General features: G+C 67.1%; 22 protein-coding genes. 11 read left to right on the forward strand and 11 right to left on the reverse strand.

Features of this window, described 5'->3' with window-relative positions:
* Positions 1-18: 18 nt before the first annotated feature.
* The gene (locus AC1RMG_RS03535; RefSeq protein ID WP_019093783.1) at positions 19-924 is read right to left on the reverse strand and encodes a LysR family transcriptional regulator; all 906 of its coding nucleotides are present in this window, start codon (positions 922-924) and stop codon (positions 19-21) included.
* Between the two features lie 142 nt (positions 925-1,066).
* Here AC1RMG_RS03535 and AC1RMG_RS03540 point away from each other — a divergent pair, with 142 nt between their 5' ends.
* The 6 genes from AC1RMG_RS03540 (at position 1,067) to AC1RMG_RS03565 (ending at position 7,195) form a co-directional block, all read left to right on the forward strand.
* Positions 1,067-1,894: an HTD2 family dehydratase gene (locus AC1RMG_RS03540; protein ID WP_370059026.1), complete on the forward strand. Its 828-nt coding sequence runs from the start codon at positions 1,067-1,069 to the stop codon at positions 1,892-1,894.
* A gap of 34 nt (positions 1,895-1,928) precedes the next feature.
* A complete protein-coding gene (locus AC1RMG_RS03545; protein ID WP_072442177.1) occupies positions 1,929-3,092 on the forward strand; it encodes an acyl-CoA dehydrogenase family protein in 1,164 nt (387 codons plus the stop codon).
* A 9-nt stretch (positions 3,093-3,101) separates the two neighbouring features.
* Entirely contained in the window at positions 3,102-4,451 is a 1,350-nt protein-coding gene (locus tag AC1RMG_RS03550) for an MmgE/PrpD family protein (RefSeq protein ID WP_015635353.1), read from the forward strand.
* 32 nt (positions 4,452-4,483) lie between these two features.
* Positions 4,484-5,689 (forward strand): CaiB/BaiF CoA transferase family protein, encoded by a 1,206-nt coding sequence (locus AC1RMG_RS03555; protein WP_015635354.1) that lies wholly within the window; start codon positions 4,484-4,486, stop codon positions 5,687-5,689.
* A gap of 164 nt (positions 5,690-5,853) precedes the next feature.
* Positions 5,854-6,666, forward strand: coding sequence for an HpcH/HpaI aldolase/citrate lyase family protein (locus tag AC1RMG_RS03560; protein ID WP_493168354.1), 813 nt, complete (start codon positions 5,854-5,856; stop codon positions 6,664-6,666).
* A 97-nt stretch (positions 6,667-6,763) separates the two neighbouring features.
* A complete protein-coding gene (locus AC1RMG_RS03565) occupies positions 6,764-7,195 on the forward strand; it encodes an HD domain-containing protein (protein WP_011060948.1) in 432 nt (143 codons plus the stop codon).
* 28 nt (positions 7,196-7,223) lie between these two features.
* On the opposite strand, the gene AC1RMG_RS03570 is transcribed toward AC1RMG_RS03565, so the two are convergent.
* The 5 genes from AC1RMG_RS03570 to AC1RMG_RS03590 all read right to left on the reverse strand — a co-directional run bounded on the left by AC1RMG_RS03570 (position 7,224) and on the right by AC1RMG_RS03590 (position 11,727).
* The gene (locus AC1RMG_RS03570; RefSeq protein WP_011060949.1) at positions 7,224-7,415 is read right to left on the reverse strand and encodes a tautomerase family protein; all 192 of its coding nucleotides are present in this window, start codon (positions 7,413-7,415) and stop codon (positions 7,224-7,226) included.
* Between the two features lie 90 nt (positions 7,416-7,505).
* Positions 7,506-7,835, reverse strand: a complete 330-nt coding sequence (locus AC1RMG_RS03575; RefSeq protein ID WP_011060950.1) for a hypothetical protein — start codon at positions 7,833-7,835, stop codon at positions 7,506-7,508.
* A gap of 63 nt (positions 7,836-7,898) precedes the next feature.
* On the reverse strand, positions 7,899-9,362 hold the full coding sequence (locus AC1RMG_RS03580) for an amidase (RefSeq protein ID WP_220224249.1): 1,464 nt from the start codon (positions 9,360-9,362) through the stop codon (positions 7,899-7,901).
* Between the two features lie 105 nt (positions 9,363-9,467).
* Positions 9,468-10,589, reverse strand: a complete 1,122-nt coding sequence (locus AC1RMG_RS03585; protein ID WP_011060952.1) for a polyamine ABC transporter substrate-binding protein — start codon at positions 10,587-10,589, stop codon at positions 9,468-9,470.
* 106 nt (positions 10,590-10,695) lie between these two features.
* Positions 10,696-11,727, reverse strand: a complete 1,032-nt coding sequence (locus AC1RMG_RS03590; protein WP_262214760.1) for an AraC family transcriptional regulator — start codon at positions 11,725-11,727, stop codon at positions 10,696-10,698.
* Positions 11,728-12,091: 364 nt separating this feature from the next.
* On the opposite strand from AC1RMG_RS03590, the gene AC1RMG_RS03595 reads away from it, so the two are divergent.
* From AC1RMG_RS03595 to dctM, 3 genes are read left to right on the forward strand one after another with little or no spacing between them, the layout of a single operon-like run.
* Positions 12,092-13,093, forward strand: a complete 1,002-nt coding sequence (locus AC1RMG_RS03595) for a TRAP transporter substrate-binding protein (RefSeq protein WP_019093787.1) — start codon at positions 12,092-12,094, stop codon at positions 13,091-13,093.
* Positions 13,094-13,150: 57 nt separating this feature from the next.
* Positions 13,151-13,783 (forward strand): TRAP transporter small permease, encoded by a 633-nt coding sequence (locus AC1RMG_RS03600; RefSeq protein WP_011060955.1) that lies wholly within the window; start codon positions 13,151-13,153, stop codon positions 13,781-13,783.
* Entirely contained in the window at positions 13,783-15,063 is a 1,281-nt protein-coding gene (gene dctM, locus AC1RMG_RS03605; RefSeq protein WP_011060956.1) for a C4-dicarboxylate TRAP transporter large permease protein DctM, read from the forward strand. Before AC1RMG_RS03600 ends, dctM begins: the two co-directional genes overlap by 1 nt.
* Before the next feature lie 231 nt (positions 15,064-15,294).
* Here the strand turns inward: dctM and AC1RMG_RS03610 are convergent, their stop codons facing one another.
* The 5 genes from AC1RMG_RS03610 to AC1RMG_RS03630 form a co-directional block, all read right to left on the reverse strand.
* Positions 15,295-15,906 (reverse strand): DNA-3-methyladenine glycosylase family protein, encoded by a 612-nt coding sequence (locus tag AC1RMG_RS03610; RefSeq protein WP_125063922.1) that lies wholly within the window; start codon positions 15,904-15,906, stop codon positions 15,295-15,297.
* A gap of 117 nt (positions 15,907-16,023) precedes the next feature.
* Positions 16,024-16,926, reverse strand: a complete 903-nt coding sequence (locus tag AC1RMG_RS03615) for an alpha/beta hydrolase (RefSeq protein WP_493168357.1) — start codon at positions 16,924-16,926, stop codon at positions 16,024-16,026.
* A 44-nt stretch (positions 16,927-16,970) separates the two neighbouring features.
* Positions 16,971-19,205, reverse strand: a complete 2,235-nt coding sequence (locus AC1RMG_RS03620; protein WP_374046143.1) for a TonB-dependent siderophore receptor — start codon at positions 19,203-19,205, stop codon at positions 16,971-16,973.
* A gap of 146 nt (positions 19,206-19,351) precedes the next feature.
* Positions 19,352-20,689 carry a HAMP domain-containing sensor histidine kinase gene (locus AC1RMG_RS03625; protein ID WP_015635365.1) on the reverse strand — a complete coding sequence of 446 codons (1,338 nt, stop codon included), beginning with the start codon at positions 20,687-20,689 and terminating at the stop codon, positions 19,352-19,354.
* Entirely contained in the window at positions 20,689-21,381 is a 693-nt protein-coding gene (locus tag AC1RMG_RS03630) for a response regulator transcription factor (protein WP_210456787.1), read from the reverse strand. Before AC1RMG_RS03630 ends, AC1RMG_RS03625 begins: the two co-directional genes overlap by 1 nt.
* Before the next feature lie 182 nt (positions 21,382-21,563).
* Between AC1RMG_RS03630 and AC1RMG_RS03635 the strand changes: the two genes are divergently transcribed.
* Both AC1RMG_RS03635 and AC1RMG_RS03640 read left to right on the forward strand, forming a co-directional pair.
* Entirely contained in the window at positions 21,564-22,259 is a 696-nt protein-coding gene (locus AC1RMG_RS03635; RefSeq protein ID WP_011060962.1) for a helix-turn-helix transcriptional regulator, read from the forward strand.
* Positions 22,260-22,264: 5 nt separating this feature from the next.
* Positions 22,265-23,050: a PhzF family phenazine biosynthesis protein gene (locus tag AC1RMG_RS03640; RefSeq protein ID WP_123577649.1), complete on the forward strand. Its 786-nt coding sequence runs from the start codon at positions 22,265-22,267 to the stop codon at positions 23,048-23,050.
* Positions 23,051-23,147 lie beyond the last annotated feature (97 nt).

Here is a 23,147-nt window from a genome sequence, read left to right on the forward strand (position 1 = left end):
GGCCAGGGCGATCACCGGTCACGAGGCTTGCGGGCTCCGGGCATCGGGCATCAGCGTCGCGATCAGCGCCCGCACGCTGCCGGGCAGGGCCTCCAGTTCGCGGACGATGATGCTGCGTTCGCGCACGGCCCAGCTTTCATCCAGCTTCACCGTCACCAGCTGCATGGTGCGGCTGTGCCGCAAGGCCGCGGACTCGGGAATGATGCCGATGCCGACCCCGGCTTCCACCATGCGGCAGATCGCTTCGAAGCTCGACACCTGGATGCGCAGCGAGAGTTGCTTGCCCAGGCGCTCCACGTGCTCGCGCAGGAAGGTCAAGAGGGTGCTGCCTTCATGCAGGCCGATGTGCTGGTAGGCCAGGGTCTGTTCCAGGGTCACCGAAGCCTGCCCCGACAGCGGGTGGCCCACGGGCACCATCAGCACCAGGTGGTCGGTGCTGAAGTGCAGCACCTGCAGGCCGCTGGCTTCCACCGGGCCGGCGATGATGCCCATGTCGCTGGTGCCGTCCAGCACACCGCGAACGATGTCCCGGGACAGGCGCTCCTGCAGGTCCACCGTGACTCCCGGGCGTACCGAGAGAAATTTCGCCAGCACTTCCGGCAAGAATTCGGTGACCGCCGTGGTGTTGGCGAAGATGCGGATGTGCCCGGAGGAATCACCGCCGTACTGGGTGAATTCGCTTTTCAGGTAATCCACCTGGCGCATGATCAGCCGCGCGTGCTGCAGCAGCCGTTCGCCGGCGGGGGTGACTTCCACGCCACGGCTGTCGCGGTACAGCAGGCGGGTTTCGAGCTGGCCTTCCAGGGCCTTGATCCGCGCGCTGGCGGCCGCTGGCGAGAGGAAGGCGCGGCGCGCGCCCTGGGTCAGGCTGGGGGATTCGGCAATATGGATAAACAGGCGCAGGTCCGCCAGATCGAAATGCATGTCCGGGCTCCTGAAGGCAGGGGTAGGGGCGAATGGCGTTCAGCATAAACGAACGCCGGTTTATAGAAATGCAAATTCTCCATACGCGCCAGCCCCTTGCATGATGGCCGCCATCACCTTCGTGCCACAGGACCCTGCCACCATGAGTGCCACCGACCCCAGCGCCTGGATCGGCCGCAGCCAGCGGATCGACGACCACCTCAGCCATAACCTGCTGGCCCGCATCGCCGCCACGTTCGGCCAGCCCGCCCCGGCCCCGGGCGAGGCCCTGCCGCCGTTGTGGCACTGGTGTTTCTTCCAGCAGCCACAGCCGGCCTCGGCCCTGGGCGGCGACGGGCATCCGGCGCGGGGCGGTTTCCTGCCGCCGGCGGCCAACCGCAACCGCATGTGGGCCGGTGGCCGCCTGGCGTTTCACCGGCCGCTGCGGGCCGGCGCCGAGGCCAGTTGCACCACTACCATCCTCCAGGTCGAGGAAAAGGCCGGGCGCACCGGCAAGCTGCTGTTCGTCACCCTGTGCCACGAATATTTTCAGGGCGGCCAACTGGCGCTGCGCGAAGAACAGGACATCGTCTACCGCGAAGCGTCCCCGCCGAAAATGAGCAGTGGCGAGCTGCTGCCCGAAGGCGACTGGCGCGAGCCGGTGGAGCCCACGCCGACCCTGCTGTTTCGCTACAGCGCGGTGACCTTCAACGGCCATCGCATCCACTACGACTATCCCTACGTCACCGCCACCGAGGGCTACCCGGGGCTGGTGGTGCACGGCCCGCTGATCGCCACCCTGAGCCTGGGGGCCTTCTGCCGGGCCCACCCCGAGGCGCGCCTGCGCCATTTCGCCTACCGCGGCCTGCGGCCCTTGATTGCCCCGCAGCCTTTCGAGGTCGGCGGGCGCATCAGCGCCCCTGGCCACGCCGAACTGTGGGCCGGCGACGGCTCCGGGCTGGCCCAGCGCGGCGAAGTGCAGTTCGACTGAATTCCAACAATAAGCAAAGGCGGAGTGCCGATTGATGACCCCCCATGACACTGAAGAACTCAATGCCATCCGTGAAGGCGTGCGTGCCCTGTGCGCCGAATTCGACGCCGCCTACTGGCGCGGCATCGATGAGCGCAAGGGCTTCCCGGAAGCCTTCGTCAAGGCCCTGACCGAGGCCGGCTGGCTGGCGGCGATGATCCCTGCCGAGTACGGCGGCTCCGGCCTGGGGCTGGCCGAAGCCTCGGTGATCCTCGAAGAGGTGAACCGCTGCGGCGGCAACTCCGGCACCGTGCACGGGCAGATGTACAACATGTTCACCCTGCTGCGCCACGGCAGCCAGGCGCAGAAGCGCTACTACCTGCCCAAGCTCGCCAGCGGCGAACTGCGCCTGCAATCGATGGGCGTCACCGAGCCCACCACCGGCACCGACACCACCAAGATCAAGACCACTGCCATCCGCCGCGGCGACAAGTACGTGATCAACGGGCAGAAGGTGTGGATCTCGCGCATTCAGCATTCCGACCTGATGATCCTGCTGGCCCGCACCACGCCGCTGGCCGAGGTGCGCAAGAAGTCCGAAGGCATGTCGATCTTCCTGGTGGACCTGCGCCAGGCCATCGGCAACGGCCTGACCGTGCAGCCCATCGCCAACATGGTCAACCACGAGACCAACGAGCTGTTCTTCGACAACCTGGAGCTGCCCGCCGACAGCCTGATCGGCGAGGAGGGCAAGGGCTTCAAGTACATCCTCGACGGCCTCAACGCCGAGCGCACGCTGATCGCCGCCGAATGCATCGGCGATGGCCGCTGGTTCATCGACAAGGCCAGCGCCTATGCCCGCGACCGGGTGGTGTTCGGCCGGCCCATCGGCCAGAACCAGGGCGTGCAGTTCCCGATTGCCGAGGCCCATATCGAGATCGAGGCCGCCGACCTGATGCGCTGGCGCGCCTGCGAGGAATACGACAGCGGGCACAACGCCGGGGCCAGCGCCAACATGGCCAAGTACCTGGCGGCCAAGGCTTCCTGGGAGGCGGCCAACGCCTGCCTGCAGACCCACGGCGGCTTCGGCTTTGCCTGCGAGTACGACGTCGAGCGCAAATTCCGCGAGACCCGGCTGTACCAGGTGGCGCCGATCTCCACCAACCTGATCCTGTCCTACGTCGCCGAGCATTTGCTGGAGCTGCCCCGCAGCTTCTAAGGAGCCCCCATGAGCCATACCCACGATCTGGCCGGGTTCCTTGCCGGCCTGCGCTACGCCGACCTGCCGGAAAGCGTCCTGCTGCGCACCCAAGAGCTGTTCCTCGACTGGCTGGGCTCGGCCCTGGCGGCCCAGGGCGCGCACCCGATCCCCTTGTTCGAGGCCTATGCCCGGCACATGGGCCCGGCCAGTGGCCCGGCGCGCATCCTGGTCAATGGGGCCGGCAGCTCGGCGTATTTCGCCGCCCTGGTCAACGCTGCCTCGTCGCACCTGGTGGAGCAGGACGACCTGCACAACAGCTCCGTGCTGCACCCGGCCACCGTGGTGTTCCCGGCGGCGCTGGCGGCGGCCCAGGACCTGGGCAAGTCCGGCCGCGAGCTGCTGCTGGCGGCGGTGGCCGGTTATGAGGCGGGGATCCGCATCGGCGAATTCATGGGCCGTTCCCACTACCGGATCTTCCACACCACGGCCACCGTCGGCACCCTGGCCGCTGCGGTGGCGGTGGGCAAGCTGATGGAATTCGACAGCGAGCAGTTCATCAACCTGCTGGGCAGCGCCGGAACCCAGGCCGCCGGGCTCTGGGAATTCTTGCGCGACGCCGCCGACTCCAAGCAACTGCACACCGCCAAGGCCGCCGCTGATGGCCTGCTGGCCGCCTACCTGACCCGGGACGGCCTGAGCGGCGCGCGCAATATCCTCGAAGGCGAGCAGGGCATGGCCGCCGGCATGTCCCGGGATGCCGAACCGGCATTGCTCAGTGCCCGCCTGGGCAGCCGCTGGGCGCTGCTGGAAACCTCGTTCAAGTTCCACGCCTCGTGCCGCCACACCCATCCCGCCGCCGATGCCTTGCTTGAGGTGATGCAGCGCGAAGGCCTGGAACACGGGCAGATTGCCCGGGTGCTGACCCGGGTGCACCAGGGCGCCATCGATGTGCTGGGCCGGGTCCAGGTGCCGCAGACCGTGCACCAGGCCAAGTTCTCCATGGGCACCGTGCTCGGCCTGATCGCCGTGCACGGCAAGGCCGGGTTGCCGGAGTTCCAGCGCCATGGGCTGAACGACCCCCGGGTCGCGGCGTTTCGCGACAAGGTCGGCATGCAGTTGGACCCTGAAGTCGATGCGGCCTATCCAGCGCGCTGGCTGGGCCGGGTCGAGGTGCAGTGCGTGGACGGCCGCACCCTGCACGGCGCCATCGATGAGCCCAAGGGTGACCCGGGCAATGGCCTGTCCCGGGCTGAGCTGGAAGACAAGTTCCAGCGCCTGCTGCAGTTCTCCGGCGCCCGCACCCCGGAGCAGGGCAATGCCTTGATCCGTCGGGTCTGGGCCCTGCGGGACGCTGCCGATCTCAACTCATTGCTCTGAATGCCCGACATCGAACAGGGCGAGGACCGAACATGACTGATAACACAGCACAGCCACGGCCCCTGGACGGCATCACCGTGGTCAGCCTGGAACACGCCATTGCCGCGCCGTTCTGCACCCGCCAGCTGGCGGACCTGGGCGCCCGGGTGATCAAGGTCGAGCGCCCCGGCAGCGGCGATTTCGCCCGGGGCTACGACCAGCGGGTCAAGGGCCTGGCCTCGCACTTCGTGTGGACCAACCGCTCCAAGGAAAGCCTGAGCCTGGACCTCAAGCAGCCCGAAGCCGAGGGCCTGCTGGACAGCCTGCTGGCCGGGGCCGACGTGCTGGTGCAGAACCTGGCACCGGGGGCGGCGGCGCGCATGGGGCTGTCGTTCGAGGCGCTGCATGAGCGCTTTCCGCGGCTGATCGTCTGCGATATTTCCGGCTACGGCGAAGGCGGCCCCTATGAGCGGAAAAAGGCCTACGACCTGCTGATCCAGAGCGAAGGCGGCTTTGTATCAGTGACCGGCGGCCCCGAACCGGAGCAGATGGCCAAGGCCGGTTGCTCGATCGCCGACATTGCCGCCGGCATGTACGCCTACAGCGGCATTCTTTCGGCCCTGCTACTGCGTGGGCGCACCGGCCTGGGCAGCCGCATCGACATCAGCATGCTGGAAAGCCTGGTGGAGTGGATGGGCTACCCCCTGTACTACGCCTTCGAAGGCGCCGAACCGCCACCCCGGGCCGGCGCGGCCCATTCCACCATCTACCCCTACGGGCCGTTTCCCGCGGGTGACGGCGGTACGGTGATGCTCGGCCTGCAGAACGAACGGGAATGGGCGGCCTTCTGCGACAAGGTGCTGGAGCTGCCCGAACTGGCCACGGACGAGCGCTTTGGCGCCAACTTCAAGCGTTCGGCCAACCGCGAGGCGCTGCGCCAGATCATCGTCGAGCGCTTTGCCCGGCTCAGCGTCGCCCAGGTGATCGAACGGCTGGAGCAGGCGCAGATCGCCAACGCCCGGGTCAACGACATGCAGGGCGTGTGGCAGCACCCGCAACTGGCGGCCCGGGACGCCTGGCGCCAGGTGGACAGCCCGGCGGGCCGCCTGCCGGCGCTGTTGCCACCGGCGCGCAACAGCGCCTATGCGCCGCGCATGGACGCAGTCCCGGCGCTGGGCCAGCACAGCGCAGCGATACTCGCCGAGCTGGGCCTGAGCCCGCAAGGCATCGAGCAACTGCAGGCCCGTGGAGTCATCTGAACCCCAACCTCGCCGTAGGAGCCGGCTTGCCAGCGTAGAGGCCGCGAGATCGCCTTCGCCGGCAAGCCGGCTCCTACGGAGGGCAGGGCAACACCAGGCTCTTGCCGTAGGGGCCGGGCAGCAAGCCTGGCCGCCATTGGTCTTCCAATAACAAGGATCCGAACATGTCCAACCCCATTGTCCGCTCCGCGCTGTTCGTCCCCGGCAGCCGCCCCGAGCGTTTCGCCAAGGCCCTGGCCTGTGGCGCCGATGCGGTGATCGTCGATTTCGAGGACGCCGTCGAGGAACCCCTCAAGGTGCAGGCGCGAGAGCACCTGGGGCGCTTCCTGCTGGCGCAGCCCCAGGTGCGGGCCTGGGTGCGAATCAACGCACCCGAGCACCCCCAGCACCTGGCCGACCTGGCGTTCTGCCAGGCCCATGCCGGTGTGGTGGGCATTCTCCTGCCGAAAGTCGAGAGCGCAGCCCAAGTGGCGCGGGTGGCCGCCAGCGGCCGCCTGGTCTGGCCGATCATCGAAAGTGCCCGGGGCTTGCTGACCCTGGGCGAGATCGCCAGCGCCCCCGGGGTCCAGCGCCTGTCGTTCGGCGGCCTGGACCTGGCCCTGGACCTCAACCTCAGCAGCGGCTCGGCGGCGGCCCAGTTCGCCCTGGACCAGGCGCGGCTGGCGCTGATCCTGCACTCCCGGGCGGCGGGGCTGCAGGCGCCGCTGGACGGGGTGTTTCCCGGCATCGCCGACAGCCAGGGCCTGGCCGCCTCGGTCCGCCACGCCTACGCCATGGGCTTTGCCGGTGCGCTGTGCATCCACCCGGCCCAGGTGCCGGTGATCCACCAGGCCCTGGCGCCCAGCGCCGAGGAGTTGGCCTGGGCCCAACGGGTGGTGGAAGGCGGGCGCGAGGGTGCCGGGGCCTACCAGGTGGATGGGCAGATGGTCGATGCCCCGGTGCTGCTGCGGGCCCAGCGCTTGCTGGCGATGGCCTGAGCCTGCGCCCGGGCCGCGGCGCAGGTAGAATGGCGCGGTCTTTTTATCGAGGTGGCACCATGCACGGTTCAGCCCCATTCACCTGCGGTAGCGTCCGATGAGCAGCCTGGAGCGGGCCATCGCGCTGGCCGCCCAGGCCCATGCCGGGCAAGTCGACAAGGGCGGCGCGCCCTACATCCTGCATCCCTTGCGCGTGATGCTGCGCCTGACACACCCCGAGGCGCGGATTGTCGCGGTGCTGCACGATGTCCTGGAAGACTGCCCCATCACCCCGGAGCAGTTGCGGGGCGAGGGCTTCAGCGAAGAGGTGCTGGCGGCGCTGCTGGCGCTGACCAAGGTTGCAGGCGAGGACTACCCGGCGTTCATCCGCCGCGCAGGCGCGAACCCCCTGGCGCGGCAAGTGAAGCTGGCGGATCTGGCGGAAAACAGCGACCTGTCGCGCATCCCCGAACCGGGTGCCGAAGACCTGCGGCGCCTGGAGAAGTACCGCCAGGCCACGGATTACCTGAACTCACTGGCGTGCGACTGAGCTCGTGATACCTGCGCCCAGCAGCGGCTCAGGCCTGGTCGTCGTCGCTGAGCTCGCCGGCAAACCCCCAATCGCTGCCGTCGATTTCCTGGATCACGATGTGGGTATGCTCGGGCTTCTTGCCCAGTACCCGCACCAGGGATTCGGTGAATTCCTTGACCAGTTGGGCCTTCTGCTGGCGCGTGGCGCCCTTGGTGATCTGCAGGTTGATATAGGGCATGGATCGACACTCCAGGTGATGGCACATGAACGGGCGGCAGGGCAGCCTACGACAGCCGCTGCCCTCCTGCCAGCCAGGGGCCTTGGTGCGTCAGTTGCTGTAGCTGGACAGCGCCACTTCGGCGGTGCGTGCCGGTGGCTTGCGCCCACGGGTGCGCCAGTGCTCGATCAGCGCCCGGCCATGGGCCAGGCCGGCCTGCAGCGCGGCTTCAGTGCTGGCGTAGTCATTGCCGTAGGGCGGGCAGGCGAAGTGCACGGAAAAGCACGGGTGCTGGCCGTGGCCGGTGAGGCGGCCGACGTAGCTGTAGCTGGAACCGGACTGATGGGGATCAAGGCTGGGAGAGCTCGGTTCACGAATGATCATCACGTAGATGTCGTGGTCGAATTGGGTGTCTTGATACCAACTGCTTGAAGAATCCATGGTCCACCTCCTTGTCCGTGAGCCTTCGCCGTGGCCGGCGTCGGCATTGTGTTCTGTGCGGGTCTAGCGGTTTGCGGGTGACGCCTGGGGGGCGTCGTGCAGCCCGGCGGGGTGGCGGAACACCCCCTCGGGCAGCCGTTTTTCCAGGGCCCGTGCGGCCCTCAGTACCAGGGCGTCGCGGCCGAAGCGGGCGACGATCTGCAGGCCGATGGGCAGGCCCGCCTCGCTCAGGGCGCAAGGCAGGCTCAACGCTGGCTGGCGGCTGAAATTGAACGGGAAGGTGGTGGGCTGCCACATGGCGCTGATCTGTTCCGGCCAGTCCGGCGGCAACAGGCGTTCCACGGCGAAGGGTTCGACCACCGCGGCAGGGGTCAGCAGCAGGTCGTACTCACCCAGGAAAGCGTGAAGCTTCTGCGCCACCTTATGGCGCTCTTGCACCGCACAGGCGTAGTCCAGGGCATTGAGCTGGCGCGCGCGGACCTGGGCCTGCTGGAGAAAGTCCCCCACCAGATGGCGGTCCTCGGCGGGTATTTCCTGGGCCACGGCGCAGGCCACTTCCACCGGCCAGGCCCGCAGGTAGTTCGGCGCCGGGTTGCCGATGTCCGGCGAGGCCAGGACCAGGGTGGCGCCGGCTTCCTGCAACAACCTGGCAGCGTTCAGGCAGGCTGCGGCGATCTGCGGGTCGACATGGGCGGCGTAGCCCAGGTCGGCGCTGAAGGCGATGCGCAGGCCGGCGACGCCGTCCTCGATGGAACTGAGGAAATCCCTGGGCCCATGGGGCCAGGCAAAGGGCTCGCCGGGCTCGTGCACGGCCATGAGCTCCATCAACAGGGCAATGTCGCGCACGTGGCGGGCAATCGGGCCTTCGGCGGCCATGCCGCCCGGGTCGATGCTCGGGCAGGCGGACACCAGGCCATGGCTGGGCTTGAACCCGACCACGCCGCAAAAGCTCGACGGGGTACGGATCGAACCGGCGGCATCGTTGCCTGTCGCGGCCGGGGCATAACCGGCTGCGACCCCCGCAGTACTGCCGCCACTGCTGCCACCGGCATGCAGGGCCAGGTTCCACGGGTTGCGGGTGATGCCGGTCAACGGGCTGTCGGTCAGGGGCGTGCTGCCCAGTTCCGGCAGGGTGGTCTTGGCGATGAAGATCGCCCCGGCTTCACGCAGGCGTGCCACCAGGCTGGAGTCCCGGGTCATGGCCGGGCGGTTGGCCAGGGCCCGGGAACCACTGCGGGTCTGCCAGCCCTGTACGTCGTTGTTGTCCTTGACCAGGATCGGAATGCCATCCAGCCGGCCCATGGGTTGCCCGGCGGCCCAGCGCGCGGTGGACGCCTGGGCAGCGCGCAGCGAGGCCGGGTCCTGGCGTTCGCAGAGGGCGTTGAGCTGTGGCTCGTGGCGCTCGATCTGCGCCAGCACGGCCTGCAGCACGTCCACCGGGGTGAACTGCAAGGTGGCGAAACCCTGCAGCAGCGCCTCGATCGACAGGTGCGGCAGGGCCGCTTGGCTGGAAGTGGGCAACGGCATATTCGGCTCTTCGTTCAAGCACGCCGGGCGCGGGCTGCGCCACGGCGTGGAAAGGCGGCATGGACGCCGTTGGCGGCGTCCTGGCGGGCCTTCGCAGTGAATGACTCAGCGGCCACTGGTGACCTTGACCCAGGTCCGGGTCCGGGTGCGCTCGGCCTTGGCCGGCAGCGGGGCCAGGGGGTAGAGGCGGGTCATGGTCTCGGCGCTGGGGAACAGGTCCGGGTTGTCCAGCAGCGACTGCTGGATGAACGGCTTGGAATCGGTCACGCCGTTGGGGTAGCCGACGTAGTTGCTGATGGAGGCAATGACCTTGGGTTCCATCAGGTAATTGAGGAAGGCGTGGGCGGTGTCCACGTGCTTGGCGCCGGCGGGAATGGCCACGGTGTCGATCCACACCAGGGTGCCTTCCTTGGGAATGCGCATTTCGATGTGCACGCCGTTCTTGGCTTCGTTGGCGCGGTTGGCCGCCTGCAGGAAGCCGCCGGAGTAGCCCACGGCCACGCAGATGTTGCCGTTGGCGATATCGCCCATCCACTTGGCGCTATGGAAGTAGCGCACGTAGGGACGCAGCTTGAGCAGCATGGCCTCGGCCTTGCGGTAGTCCTCGGGGTTCTGGCTGTTGGGGTCCAGGCCCAGGTAGTGCAGGGCCAGGGGCAGCATTTCGGTGGGCGAGTCGAGGAAGGTCACGCCGCACTGGCTGAGCTTCTTCAGGTTCTCTTCCTTGAACACCAAGTCCCAGCTGTTGACCGGCGCGTCGCTGCCCAGCAATTCCTGGACCTTGTCGCGGTTGTAGCCGATCAGGTTGGTGCCCCACATGTAGGGAATCACGTAGCGGTTGCCCGGGTCGCTCTGCTCCAGCAGCTTCATCACGGCCGGGTCGAGGTTCTTCCAGTTCGGCAACTGCCCGCGGTCCAGGGGCTGGAAGGCGCCGGCGCTGATCTGCTTGCTGACGAAACCGCTGGAGGGCACCACCACGTCATAGCCGCTGTTGCCGGTCAGCAGTTTGGCTTCGAGCACTTCGTTGCTTTCGAAGATGTCGTACTTGACCTTGATCCCGCTCTGGGCCTGGAAATCCTTGATGGTGTTGGGAGCGATGTACTCCGACCAGTTGAAGATGTTCACCGTGCGCTCGGGGGCGGCCTGGGCGGTGACAGAGGCGGCCAGGGCCAGGGCACCGAGGGTGCAGGCCGTGGCGAGGCGGGAGAGGGCGGTGTGCAACGATTTCATATGACAACTCCATGTCCGAAATGAGCGGAACCATCCGAGGCGGACATTTTTCGTCGGATAGGTCGCAGAGAGAATGCTTGCAACGGTCAATAGGGGATATTTAGCGTCAATCTTCGGCGCAGTCCGAGAGCGGCCCGAGCTGGCCGGCCAGCTGGCGGAAGCGCCCGGGAGCGACGCCGCTCCAGCGTTGGAAGGCGTGGCGGAAACTTGCGGTTTCCTTGAAGCCCAGGGCTTCGGCGATGCGGTAGATGGGTAGGCTGTGCTGGCCCAGCAACTGCTGGGCGCGGGCGTAGCGCAACTCGTCCAGCAACTGCTGATAGCTGGTGTCCTGGGCTCGCAGGCGTCGGCGCAGGGTGCTGGGGGAGCAGTGCACCTGGCGCGCCAGGCTGTCGAAATCCGGCACCGCGTGCAGCTGTTCATTGAGGATGCGCCGCACCTGGTCGATCCAGGTCGGCCGCGCGCTGAGCTCCTCGTTGAGGCGGATGCAGCGTTGCAGCATGTCGTTCTGGGTCACCAGGTCCGCCAGGGGCAGGCGCCGGTCCAGCCACTCCATGTCGAAGCCGATGGCATTGCGCCCGGCATTGAACTGCACCGGGCAATTGAAGGCCTGCTCGTAGCTGTCCATATAGGGCTGGGGGCCATGCATCAGTTGCACCTGGCGCAGGGGCAGGGAGCAACCCAGCAGGTCCTGGCAGGTGACCCGGTAGGACGACATGCAGAAATCGGTGTTGAACACCTCAAGTTCGCTTTCGCTGTACTGGTCGGCGGTGAGCCAGGCCAGGCCGTCGCGGACCTCAAGGTCGAGGCGGAAGAAGGTGCCCAGCAGCAAGGGGTAGCGCAGCGCCAGGGACCAGCCTTCGCGCAGGGTGGCGCTGGTCAGCAGGGTCAGGCCGAACATGCCGTAGGCGGAAATGTGCAGGTTGCGCCCCAGCACCAGCCCCAGGTCCTGGCGAAACTGCACGGCGTTGCTGAACACGCGCATTTCCTGGCTGATATTGATCAGGCTGTTGGGCAGCTCCAGGTCCGCCAGCTGGATGCCGCTGCCCTCCAGCAGCACCTGGGCGGGTACGTCGCTGTCACGGAAGGCGTCCAGCACCGCTTGGGTGGTATGCAGGGTGGTCAAGCGAAGGGCGGTCATCGACGATCTCAGAGTGATATCGGGAGGCGTGACTTTAGGGGTTACGCGCCCGCGGTTCAATTGCCCCTTGCAGGCGCTGGCGGGGGCGGCGCAGGGCTCGAGGGCCTTTCGCCGGCAAGCCGGCTCCTACGGGGAGGTGGGCGGCGCCGATTGCGCAGGCACTGCCCGTTGTAGGAGCTGGCTTGCCAGCGAAGGCGCTGGCGGGGGTGGCGCAGGACTCGGGGGCCCTTTCGCCGGCAAGCCGGTTCCTACATGGGGCGGAGCGTTCGGCGGGGGTGAACGCGGGTATCAAAAATTCGAAATTCTCTATACGCCATGCCTTAGGCACTCTTCCCTCAATCACAACAATAAAAAGGTGAAGTCCATGTTCAAGCTCTCAAGAGCGCTGTTCTGTGCCGCCGCATTGCTCGCTGCCGGGGTGGCCCAGGCCGCCGAATCCACCGGCAACCCGATCATCATCAAGTTCGCCCACGTGGTGGCCGAGAACACCCCCAAGGGCCAGGGCGCGCTGCTGTTCAAGAAGCTCGCCGAGGAGCGCCTGCCGGGGCGGGTCAAGGTCGAGGTCTACCCCAACTCGTCGCTGTTCGGCGATGGCAAGGAAATGGAGGCGCTGCTGCTGGGGGATGTGCAGATGCTGGCACCGTCCCTGGCCAAATTCGAGCAGTACACGAAAAAGATCCAGATCTACGACCTGCCGTTCCTGTTCGACGACCTGGCGGCGGTGGACCGCTTCCAGGCCGCCGAGGGCAAGCAGTTGCTGACCTCGATGCAGGGCAAGGGCATTCTCGGCCTGGCCTACTGGCACAACGGCCTGAAGCAGTTGTCGGCCAACAAGCCCCTGCACGAACCCAAGGACGCCCGTGGCCTGAAGTTTCGCGTGCAGGCCTCCAGCGTGCTCGAAGAGCAGTTCAAGGCGATGCGCGCCAACCCGCGCAAGATGAGTTTCGCCGAGGTCTACCAGGGCCTGCAGACCGGCACCGTCAACGGCACCGAGAACACCTGGTCGAACTATGAAAGCCAGAAGGTCAATGAGGTGCAGAAGTACTTCACCGAGTCCAACCACGGCCTGATCGACTACATGGTGATCACCAACGCGAGCTTCTGGAACGGCCTGCCGGCGGACGTGCGCGGCGAGCTGGAAGCCATCATGGCCGAGGTCTCGCTGGAGGTGAACAAACAGGCCGAGGCCCTGAACCAGAGCGCCAGGCAGAAGATCGTCGAGGCCAGGACCAGCGAAATCATCGAACTGACCCCCGAGCAGCGCCAGGCCTGGCGCGACACCATGCGCCCGGTGTGGAGCAAGTTCGAGGACGAGATCGGCGCCGACCTGATCAAGGCCGCCGACGCCGCCAACCAGCGCCACTGATACGCCCTCCCGGCCGTCCGCGGCGGACGGCCACTGCCCGTTTCGCGAGGTATCTCTATGCAGTCCCTGAGACGTATCTGGGAGCACCTGGAGGAGGGCCTGATTGCCCTGCTGCTGGCGACCATGACCCTGGTGACCTTCGTCTACGTGATGCTCAACAACATCTACACCCTGTTCTTCGCGCTGGCCGACAAATGGGCCGCCAGCAGCGCCTTCTTCAACGCTCTGGGCGACGCCACCATGGGCCTGGCCCAGGACATGACCTGGAGCGTGGCCCTGACCAAGGCGATGTTCGGCTGGCTGATCTTCTTCGGCATCTCCTATGGCGTGCGCACCGCCGGGCACCTGGGGGTGGACGCCCTGGTGCGCCTGACCCCGCGCCCGGTGCAGCGCTACCTGGCGCTGCTCGCCTGCCTGTGCTGCCTGGTGTACGCCGGGCTGTTCATGGTCGCCAGCTTCAAGTGGCTGAGCGCGATCATGGCCGCCCATATCGGCGCCGAAGACCTGGACCGCTTCGGCATCCAGGTCAGCCATATCGTGGTGATAGTGCCCATCGGCTTCGCCCTGGTGCTGATCCGCTACCTGGAAATCTTCTACCGCATCTTCACCCGACGGCAGTTCGGCCTGGGCCTGGCCGACGAGGCGGGCGAGGCCAGCAAGCTGGCGGGCAGCCATGAGGAGCGTCACTGATGGCCGTGCTCTGTCTGTTTCTGCTGCTGTTCGTGTTCATGTTCCTCGGCGTGCCCATCGCCATTGCCCTGGGCCTGTCGGGGGCGGTGTCGATCCTGATGTTCAGCCAGGACTCCCTGAGCTCCCTGGCGATCAAGCTGTTCGAGACCTCCGACGCCTACACCTTCCTGGCGATTCCGTTCTTCCTCTTGTCCGGGGCCTTCATGACCACCGGCGGCGTGGCCCAGCGCCTGATCGACTTCGCCAACGCCTGCGTCGGCCACATCCGTGGCGGCCTGGCAATTGCCGCGGTGCTGGCCTGCATGCTGTTCGCCGCGCTGTCCGGTTCCTCGCCGGCCACCGTGGCGGCGGTAGGCTCGATTGCCGTGGCGGGCATGGTGCGCTCCGGCTATCCCAAGGAGTTCGGCGCCGGGATCATCTGCAACGCCGGGACCCTGGGCATCCTGATTCCGCCGTCGATCGTCATGGTGGTGTACTCGGCGGCCACCGAGACTTCGGTGGGCAAGCTGTTCATGGCCGGCGTGGTGCCCGGGTTGCTGCTGGGCCTGCTGCTGATGGTGGCGATCTACATCGTGGCCCGGGTGAAAAAGCTGCCGGCCCAGCCACGGGCCACCTTTGGCCAGTGGCTGAGTGCTGCGCGCCGGGCGTTCTGGGGCCTGTTGTTGCTGGTGATCATCCTTGGCGGCATCTACAGCGGCATGTTCACGCCCACTGAGGCGGCGGCGGTGGCGGCGGTGTACTCGGCCTTCGTCGCCCTGTTCGTGTACCGCGACATGAAGCTGCGGGACTGCCCCAAGGTGCTGCTGGAGTCGGGCCGGCTGTCGATCATGCTGATGTTCATCATCGCCAACGCCATGCTCTTCGCCCATGTGCTGACCACCGAACAGATCCCCCAGGAAATCACCGCCTGGGTGATTTCCGAAGGCCTGACGCCGATCGGTTTCCTGCTGATGGTCAACGTGGTGCTGCTGGTGGCGGGCAGCTTCATGGAGCCCTCGGCGATCGTGCTGATCCTGGCGCCGATCTTCTTCCCGATTGCCATGAAGCTGGGGATCGACCCGATTCACCTGGGCATCGTCATGGTGGTCAACATGGAGATTGGCCTGGTGCATCCGCCGGTGGGCCTGAACCTGTTCGTGACCTCGGCGGTGACCGGCCTGACCCTGGGCCAGACCATCCGCGCGGCGATGCCGTGGCTGATGATCCTGCTGCTGTTCCTGATCCTGGTGACCTACGTGCCGCTGATCTCCCTGGCCTTGCCCAACTGGCTGGGCATGTAGCGCCCCCATCGCTGGCAAGCCAGCTCCTACAGGCGCGCATATCCCCATAGGAGCCGGCTTGCCGGCGAACCGCGCAGCGGCCATTGGGCGCGGTTGATGGCGAGGGAATGGGCGATCTTGCGGGCGCTTTCGCTGGCAAGCCAGCTCCTACAGGCGCGCATAATCCCGTAGGAGCCGGCTTGCCGGCGAACCGCGCAGCGGCCAGTCCGCACCGGGTCAAGTGCGCGGTGTTCAGGCCGTCGGCACGCGCCACAGGTACCAGGCAGCGGTGGTACGCCAGGGGCTCCAGGCCTGGCCGATCTGGCGCAGCTGCCGGGGGCTGGGCGGTTGTTCCAGGCCCTTGAGTCGGCGATAACCTTCGCGTACGCCAAAGTCGTCCACGGGCAGTATGTCCTCGCGCTCAAGGCTGTAGATCAGCAGCATCTCCACGGTCCAGCGGCCAATGCCGGGCAGCTGGATCAGGCGCTCTATCAACTGTTCGTCATCCAGGCCACGGGCGCTGGCGGCATCGGGGACGCGGCCGTCCAGGGTGGCCTGGGCGATGCCCTGCAGGGTCGCTACCTTGCGTGCGGAAAAGCCGCAGCCGCGCAGGCTCTCCAGGCTGGCATCGGCCAGTTGCCCGGGCGTAGGGAAGTCCTGCCCGGGAAACAAAGCGCGCAGGCGGCCGAGTATCGCGTCGCCCGCGCGGGCATGCAGTTGCTGGTAGGCCACCGCGCGCACCAGCGCCTGATAAGGCTCGCGCTCCGGGCGGGGCTGGTGCAGGCAGGGGCCGACGGCGGCGATCAGCGCGGCCCAGTCGGCATCCAGTGCGGCAAGAAAACGAGTGGCGGGGCAGGTGGGCATTGGTGATCCGGAACAAGTGGCGGGGCGAGCGGCAGATTAGCCCGCCGCCCCAAGGCTTGCACCCTGTCTCTTGCGCTGGAACTCGCGGCCCGGGCCTTGCACCCGGGCGCAGGGTTTTCAGTCCTTGGTCGCCGGCAAGTAGAGCCGCTCCAGCACGTAGTGCAACGAGGCCGCCAGGGTTTGGCCATGGCTGAGTGTTTCAAAACTGTGGTAGTCCAGGGCCAACCCCGGCACCTGGGCCAGTTGCGCCTGCAACTGTCGGGCGCGCTGGTCGGCCTCGGGCCCTGCTGGCTGGCGCGGGTTGCCCGGCTCGGCGCCGCCGCGCATCAGCAGCAATTGCGCATGATGGCCCTGCAGGCGCTCGGCCAGGCCCTGGGCCTGGGGCAGGATCAGGCCGTCGCCCCACCACAGCGAAGGGCTCGCGGCAGCGTAGTGGCGAAACGCCTGGGGCTGGCTGAACAGCGCCTGCAGCACCAGCAGGCCGCCATAGGAGTGGCCCCACAGGGTCTGTTGCGCGGTATCTATCGGTGCCTGGGCCGCCACGGCCGGGCGCATGCGCTCGCGCAGCAGTTGCAGGAAGGCTTGCGCGCCGCCGCTGGGTTGCCCGGTCAGCGGGTCTTGCTGCTGCGCCTGGCCCGGTTGCTGCGGGGTGTAGTCATAGGTGCGGGCGTTGCGCTCGATACGCAGCGGGGTCTGGTAACCCACTGCCACCAGCAGCGGCGCCTGGCCCTGGTCCAGGCGCTTGAGCTGCTCGGGGTCGAGGGCGCCGATGGCGGCGTTGCCATCGAGCATCCACAGCACCGGGTAGCCCTGTGGCGGCGGCGCCTGCAACGGCTTGCCGATCCACAGTTGGTAGTGCCGCTGGCCGTCGGCGGAATCCAGTTGCAGGCTAGTGAAGCGGTAGGGCAGGTCCTGGCGTTGCAGCAGGCTGCGGTCCATGGGCTGGTCCGGGGCGGGGGCGGCCAGGGCCGCTCCCGCAAGGCCCCAGGCCAGGGCCAGGGGCAGGAAAAAAGTTCTCATCAGGCGTTCTCGGCAGGCTCTTGGTGATGGCTCTTGGTAATGGCTCAGAACGAAGCGGTCAGGCTGGTGTACAGGGTGCGCCCGGGTTCGTTGTAGGTGGCGGCGCCGGCCCCGGCGATGTTGTTCACGCCCTGGGCATTGCCTTCACGGAACAGGCGTTTGTCGAACAGGTTGTCGACCCCGGCGGTCAGGCTCAGGTTGCGGGTCAGGGCGTAGGTGCCGCTGACCCCGGCAATGGCGTACGGCGCCAGTTGCTGGGTGGCGCTGCCGGTGACGCGGTCGCCGTGGTAGTCGTATTTCTTCGGCGTCTGCTGGCCGTACCAGGCCACGGTCGCCTGCAGCGACAGGTCCTGGGTGGCCTGCCAGTCGAGCATCGAGTTGAGGGTGTAGCGCGGGGTCACCGAGAGGTAGTCGCCGGTTTCCTTGTTCTTCGATTGCAGCATGTAGGTGAAGTTGTTGTTCCAGGTCAGCTGGCTGGCCAACGGAATGGTCAGGGTGCCTTCCAGGCCTTCCACCAGGGCCTTGGGCACGTTTTCCCACTGGTAGATCGCCGAGTTGCGGTAAGCGCCGCTGCCGCCGCTGGCATGGCTCACCGGGGCCAGGCCGGATTCCACCTTGTTCTTGTAGTCGTTGCGGAAGTAGGTCAGGCCGGCCACCCAGCCGTCGGCCTTGTATTCCAGGCCCAGTTCCTTGTTGACGCTGGTTTCCGCCTTGAGCTTGTCGTTGCCCTGCAGGTAGCAGCTGGTGCTCTGGCCGTAGCAGCCCTGGCCGCGGCTGTAGAGCAGGTAGTCGGAGTTCAGCTGGTACAGGTTCGGCGCCTTGTAGGCCCGGGCGATGCCGGCCTTGAGGGTCAGGGTGTCGCTCAGGGCGTGGGACAGGTTGAGAGACGGGCTCCAGTTGTCGCCGACGATGCTGTGGTGGTCCAAACGCAGGCCGGGGGTGAGCATGGTGCCCGGCTGCAGTTCGATGTTGTCTTCGGCGAACAGCGAGAAGATCTGCGCGCTGGACTGGGTGCTGCGGTTGCTTGAGCTCAGGCCGCCCACGGCGCCGCCTTCACTGGTGCTCTGGGTGTTGGCGCTGGGGTCGTCGAGCTTTTGCTGGGACCATTCGCTGCCCAGGGTCAGGGTCTGCTCGAAGCCGGCGCGCAGGGGCAGGTTGACCTCGCCATGGGCGGTCAGGTCGCGCAGCACCGCGGTGTAGAACTCGCTGTTGCTGAAGATGCCTTCGGTGCCGCCAGCCAGGCCTTCGTTGATCCGCGTGTTGCGGGTCTTTTCGTATTGCAGGTAGGCCATGGAACTGCCGAAGTCCCATTCGCCACGATGGGTCACCGAATAGGTCTCGCGGTAGCTGCGGTTGGTCTCGTGGCCCAGCAGGTTTTTCACCGTGCTGTTGCTGTTGGTGTTCTGGGTATCGCCGGTGTAGATGTTGCCCTGGCGGCTGAAGCCGGCTTCGAAGTCCAGGCTCTGGTCCGGGGTCAGGTGCCAGCTCAAGAGGCCGTTGAGGTCCTTGTTGCGTACCCCTTCGCGGCCAGCGGGCAGGGTGCCGACCTGGTTGCCGGTGCGCAGGGATTCATGGCCGGCGTTGATGTCGGCGTCGTCGGAATCGGTCTTGGCCACGTTGCCGTAGACCCGGTAGCTCAAGCTGTCGGTCAGCGGGCCGTTGAGGCCGAAGCTCATGCGTTGGGTGGCGCCTTCGTCCTTGTGGGTCGGGAACGAGCTGTAGATCGTCGCGTTGCCGTGGGTCTGGATGCCGGCCTGCTTGGTGATGATGTTGATCACCCCGCCAGCGGCGCCGTTGCCGTAGCGGGCCGCCGCCGGGCCGCGGATCACTTCGATGCGTTCGACCTGGTCGGCCGGTACCCAGTTGGTGTCGCCGCGGCTGTCGCGCTCGCCGCGCCAGCCGTAGCGCACCGAGTTGCGGCTGCCCACCGGCTTGCCGTCCACCAGGATCAGGGTGTTTTCCGGGCCCATGCCGCGGATGTCGATCTGCCGGTTGTTGCCGCGCTGGCCGCTGGTGGAGTTACCGGTGAGGTTGACCCCGGGCATGGTGCGGATGATCTGCGACAGGTCGTTGGCCGGCGGGCGCTTCTGGATGTCCTCGGCGGTGATCACCGAGACCCCCGGTGCCTGCTTGGTTTCTTCCTTGGCGGTGGCGATGACGCTCTGGGGTTCCAGCTCCAGGACCGGCTGGGTCGAGCCTTCATTGGCAGCCTGCACGGCCTGACTGAGCAGGCAGCAGGTGGACAGCAGGAAAGGGGCGAAAGGACGCATCGAGCGCATGGACATCGGTGATCTCCGGACAGAGGCAGAAACAGAAGATCACGAATGATAATGACTGCTATTTGCGAGTAAAGCGCATTAACTTTCTAAACACTTCCAGGTCGGTACGAGGTTCTGTCAGGGAGCCGGGCGCGCTTGTGTCGGGCCTAGGCGGCGGGCAGCAGCAGGTGCATGCACAGCCCGGGGTGGCCGTTGCTGGCCCAGATCCGCCCCTGGTGCAGCTCCACGGCGCGCCGGGCGATGGCCAGGCCCAGGCCGAAGCCGTCGCCCTGGGCCGAGTCCAGGCGCTGGTAGGGCTGGAAGATGCGTTGCAGGTCCTGTTCGGCGACCCCTGGTCCCTGGTCTTCCAGGCACAGGTGCCAATAGGCGCCTTCGCGCCAGCCGCGCAGGCTCACCCGGCCGCCGGCGGGGGAGTAGCGGATGGCATTGCGCAGCAGGTTCTCCAGGGCCTGGGCGATGCTGTCCAGGTGCACCTGGACCCGGCACTCGGCGTCCAGCAGGCAGGGCAGGCGCTCGGCGTCCCAGGCGCTTTCGAAGCAGGCGTCCTGGCGCAGGGCTTCCCAGATCGACAGCACCTGCACCGCTTCGGTAGGCAGTTGCGGGCGCTCGGTGTCGAGCCAGGCCAGGTCCAGGGTGTCTTCCAGCAGGCGCTGCATGTCGGCGATTTCCCGGTCCAGGCGCTGGCGCAACTGCTCCGGCGGCAACCGGCTGTCATGGGCGATGCGCAACCGCGCCAGGGGCGTGCGCAGCTCATGGGACAGCGTGCGCAGCAGCAGGCGCTGCTGGGCCAGGCTCTGGCGCAGGCGCTCGGCCATGTGCTCGAAGGCCAGGGCCAGTTCCCCCAGTTCGTCGTGGCGGTTCACCAGGGGCGTGCCCAGGCCCTGGCTTTCCAGGTCGTCGGCGCGCAAGGCATCGGCGCGGTCGCGCAGGCGGTTCAACGGCAGCACCAGGTGGCGGTAGAGCAACAGGCCGAGCAGGGCGGCCAGCAGGGTCGGCACCACGCCATGGCTGAGCAGGTGGGTCCAGGGCGTCAGGCCACTGGGCAGCAGGCGCTCGGGCAGTTGCAGCACCAGCCGGCCTTGCTCCGGGTGCTCGGGGAATTCGATGCTGACGTAGGGCAACTCGTCCTGCAGGCGCCGGCTCATGGGCCAGTCGAGCTTGCGCATGAAGGTCAGGTGGCTGGCTTCCTCGGCGGTCAGCGGCGTGCTGCCCAGGCTCTGCAGGCGATCGCCGATCACCGCGACCCAGGTGTCTTCCCGGGTTGCCAGTTGTCGCTGGAACTCATCGACCGCGGCCACGCCGCCCTGGCGCCAGGCGTGCTCGGCCTGCTGGGCGTAGCTGGCCAGGTACTGGCGGTCGGCGGGGTCGAGAAAATAGGTGCTGCGCTCGGCCGACAGGCCCCAGGTCCAGATGATCCAGGTCAGCAGCAGGCAGAAGCCGATCTGCAACAGCGCCAGTTTCCACAGCAGGGGGTGACGGCGCATCAGTGGCGTTCCGCTTCCACCAGGATGTAGCCCGCGCCGCGCACCGCCTGGATCTGCAGGTGCTGCACCCCAAGGTCCGCGAGTTTGCGCCGCAGGTTGCACACGTGCACATCCAGGCCGCGATCGAGCCTCGTGTAGATGCGGTGCAGTACGTGCTGATAGAGAAACGGCTTGCTCAGGGTTTCCCCGGGGTGCTCGCGCAGGGTCACCAGCAGCCGGTATTCCGAGCCGGTCAGGCCCGCTGCGCGGCCCTGGTGCAGCACGTCCTGGGCCTGGTCGTCGAAGCTGAGGATCGGGTCCTGGCGCGTGGCCTGCAGCTGTTGCACCCGGGCCATGCGCCGCAACAGGGCGTCGGCGCGGGCGTCCAGTTCGGCCAGGCTGAAGGGCTTGGGCAGGTAGTCGTCGGCGCCTCGGGTAAAGCCGGTGATGCGGTCCTGCTCGGCGCCCAGGGCCGACATCAGCATCACCGGCGTGCCCTGTTCCTGGCGCAGGGTTTCCAGCAGGGCCAGGCCGTCCATGCCCGGCAGCATGATGTCCAGCAGCACCAGGTCGAAGTGGCCGGCGCGCACCGCGGCCAGCCCCTGGCGGCCGTCGGTGCAGGTGGTGACGGTAAAGCCGCGCTGGCGGAAATGCAGGTCCAGGTCGTCGCGCAGTCGGGCGTCGTCTTCCACGAGAAGCAGGTTGGGGGTCATGGGGCAGAGCACTTGAATGGAAATATTTAATGAGAACGTTTTACATTTGCGAATATTGCAGCAATGCCCTTGGCTATGCAATTGCCATGATGGGCGGGCATGACCGGGATCAATCGAACAAGAAGTTGAATATTCAACAAAGTGTTGATATTTTTCCTGGCCGTTCACCTTGGTAGTCACCCATGAACCGATCTTGCGCTTCCCTGCTTGCCGAACGTCAGCTGGTGCTGCAGGTGCTGCACAGCACTTTGCAGATGCTGGGCAGCGTGGTCGGCCGGCACGTGGAGATTGTCCTGCATGACCTGGACCGCCCCGAGTGCTCGATCGTCGCCATCGCCAATGGTCATGTCACCGGGCGCCGGGTAGGCGACCCGGTGCTGGTCGGGCCGCGCCAGGACCTGGGTTTTGCCGCGGTGCGACGCGCCCTGCAAGACCGCTCCGCGGCGACCCCGCTGGTGCTGGAGAACTACCCGACCCTGGCCCCCGACGGCCGCGAGCTGCGCAGTTCCACGGTGATCTTTCGCGACAGCAGCGGGCAGCCCTTCGCCAGCCTGTGCAGCAACAGCGACCTGAGCGGTATCGCCGCCGCTCATGCCTGCCTCGGGCAGTTGCTGGGCCTGGGCAGCGCGCCTGCGCCGCGCCGCGACGAAGCCCCCGACATGGAACAGTTGCTGGCCCAGATCATCCAGGGCGCCTGCCCGGGAAACGGGGCGCGCATGAGCAAGCAACACAAGCTCGACGCCGTGCGCCAGATGCAGGAGCGCGGGGTGTTCATCGTCAAGGGCGGGATCGAAAAGGCCGCCGCGGCCCTGGGGGTGACCCGCTACACCATCTACAACTACCTGGAACAGATCCGCGCCCAAGGCGCCGAGGAATGACCGCGATGCAGCTCGATATCTTTCAAGTGGATGCCTTTACCTCCCACGTCTTCGGTGGCAACCCGGCGGCGGTGTGCCCCCTGGATGCCTGGTTGCCGGACGAGGTCCTGCAGCGCATCGCCCTGGAGAACAACCTGTCGGAAACCGCCTATTTCGTGCCCCGGGGCGAAGTCTTCGAACTGCGCTGGTTCACCCCCACGGTGGAGGTCGACCTGTGCGGGCACGCCACCCTGGCGGCGGCCTGGGTGCTGTTCGAGCAGTTGGGCGAGCGCCGCGACGTGCTGCGCTTTGCCACCCGCAGCGGCGAGTTGCGGGTGAGCCGCGAGGGCGGCCTGCTGTCCATGGACTTTCCCGCCAAGCAGCCCGAAGCCGTGGCGATTGCTCCGGCCCTGCTGCAAGCCCTGGGGTTGCCGGCGGCCGAGGCCCTGTATCGCACCGACGATTACCTGCTGGTGGTGGACGACGAATCTCTGGTGGAGGCGCTCAAGCCCGATTTCGCCGCACTGGCCGCCTTCGATGTGCGCGGCATCGCCGTGACGGCGCCGTCCCGAGCATTCGATTTCGTCTCGCGCTGGTTCGGCCCGCGGGTCGGGGTCAATGAAGACCCGGTCACCGGTTCCGCCCATACCTCCCTGGCGCCTTACTGGGCCGCGCGCCTGGGCAAGCGTCAGTTGCGGGCGCAGCAGGGCGGGGCGCGCAAGGGCCAGCTGGAGTGTCAGGTGCTGGACAACGGGCGGGTGATTATCAGCGGCTACGGCGCCTTGTACCTCAAGGGCCGTATTTTCCTCTGAACCGGCTGCGGCGCCGCTCTGCCATGCAGGCCTGGTGCCTGCAGGCGGATTTGTCTCGGCGGTGCCGGCGGGAGTAGAGTCGCGTTTTTTTCGCCTG

Source organism: Pseudomonas sp. GW822-FHT04H02, from assembly GCF_058800645.1.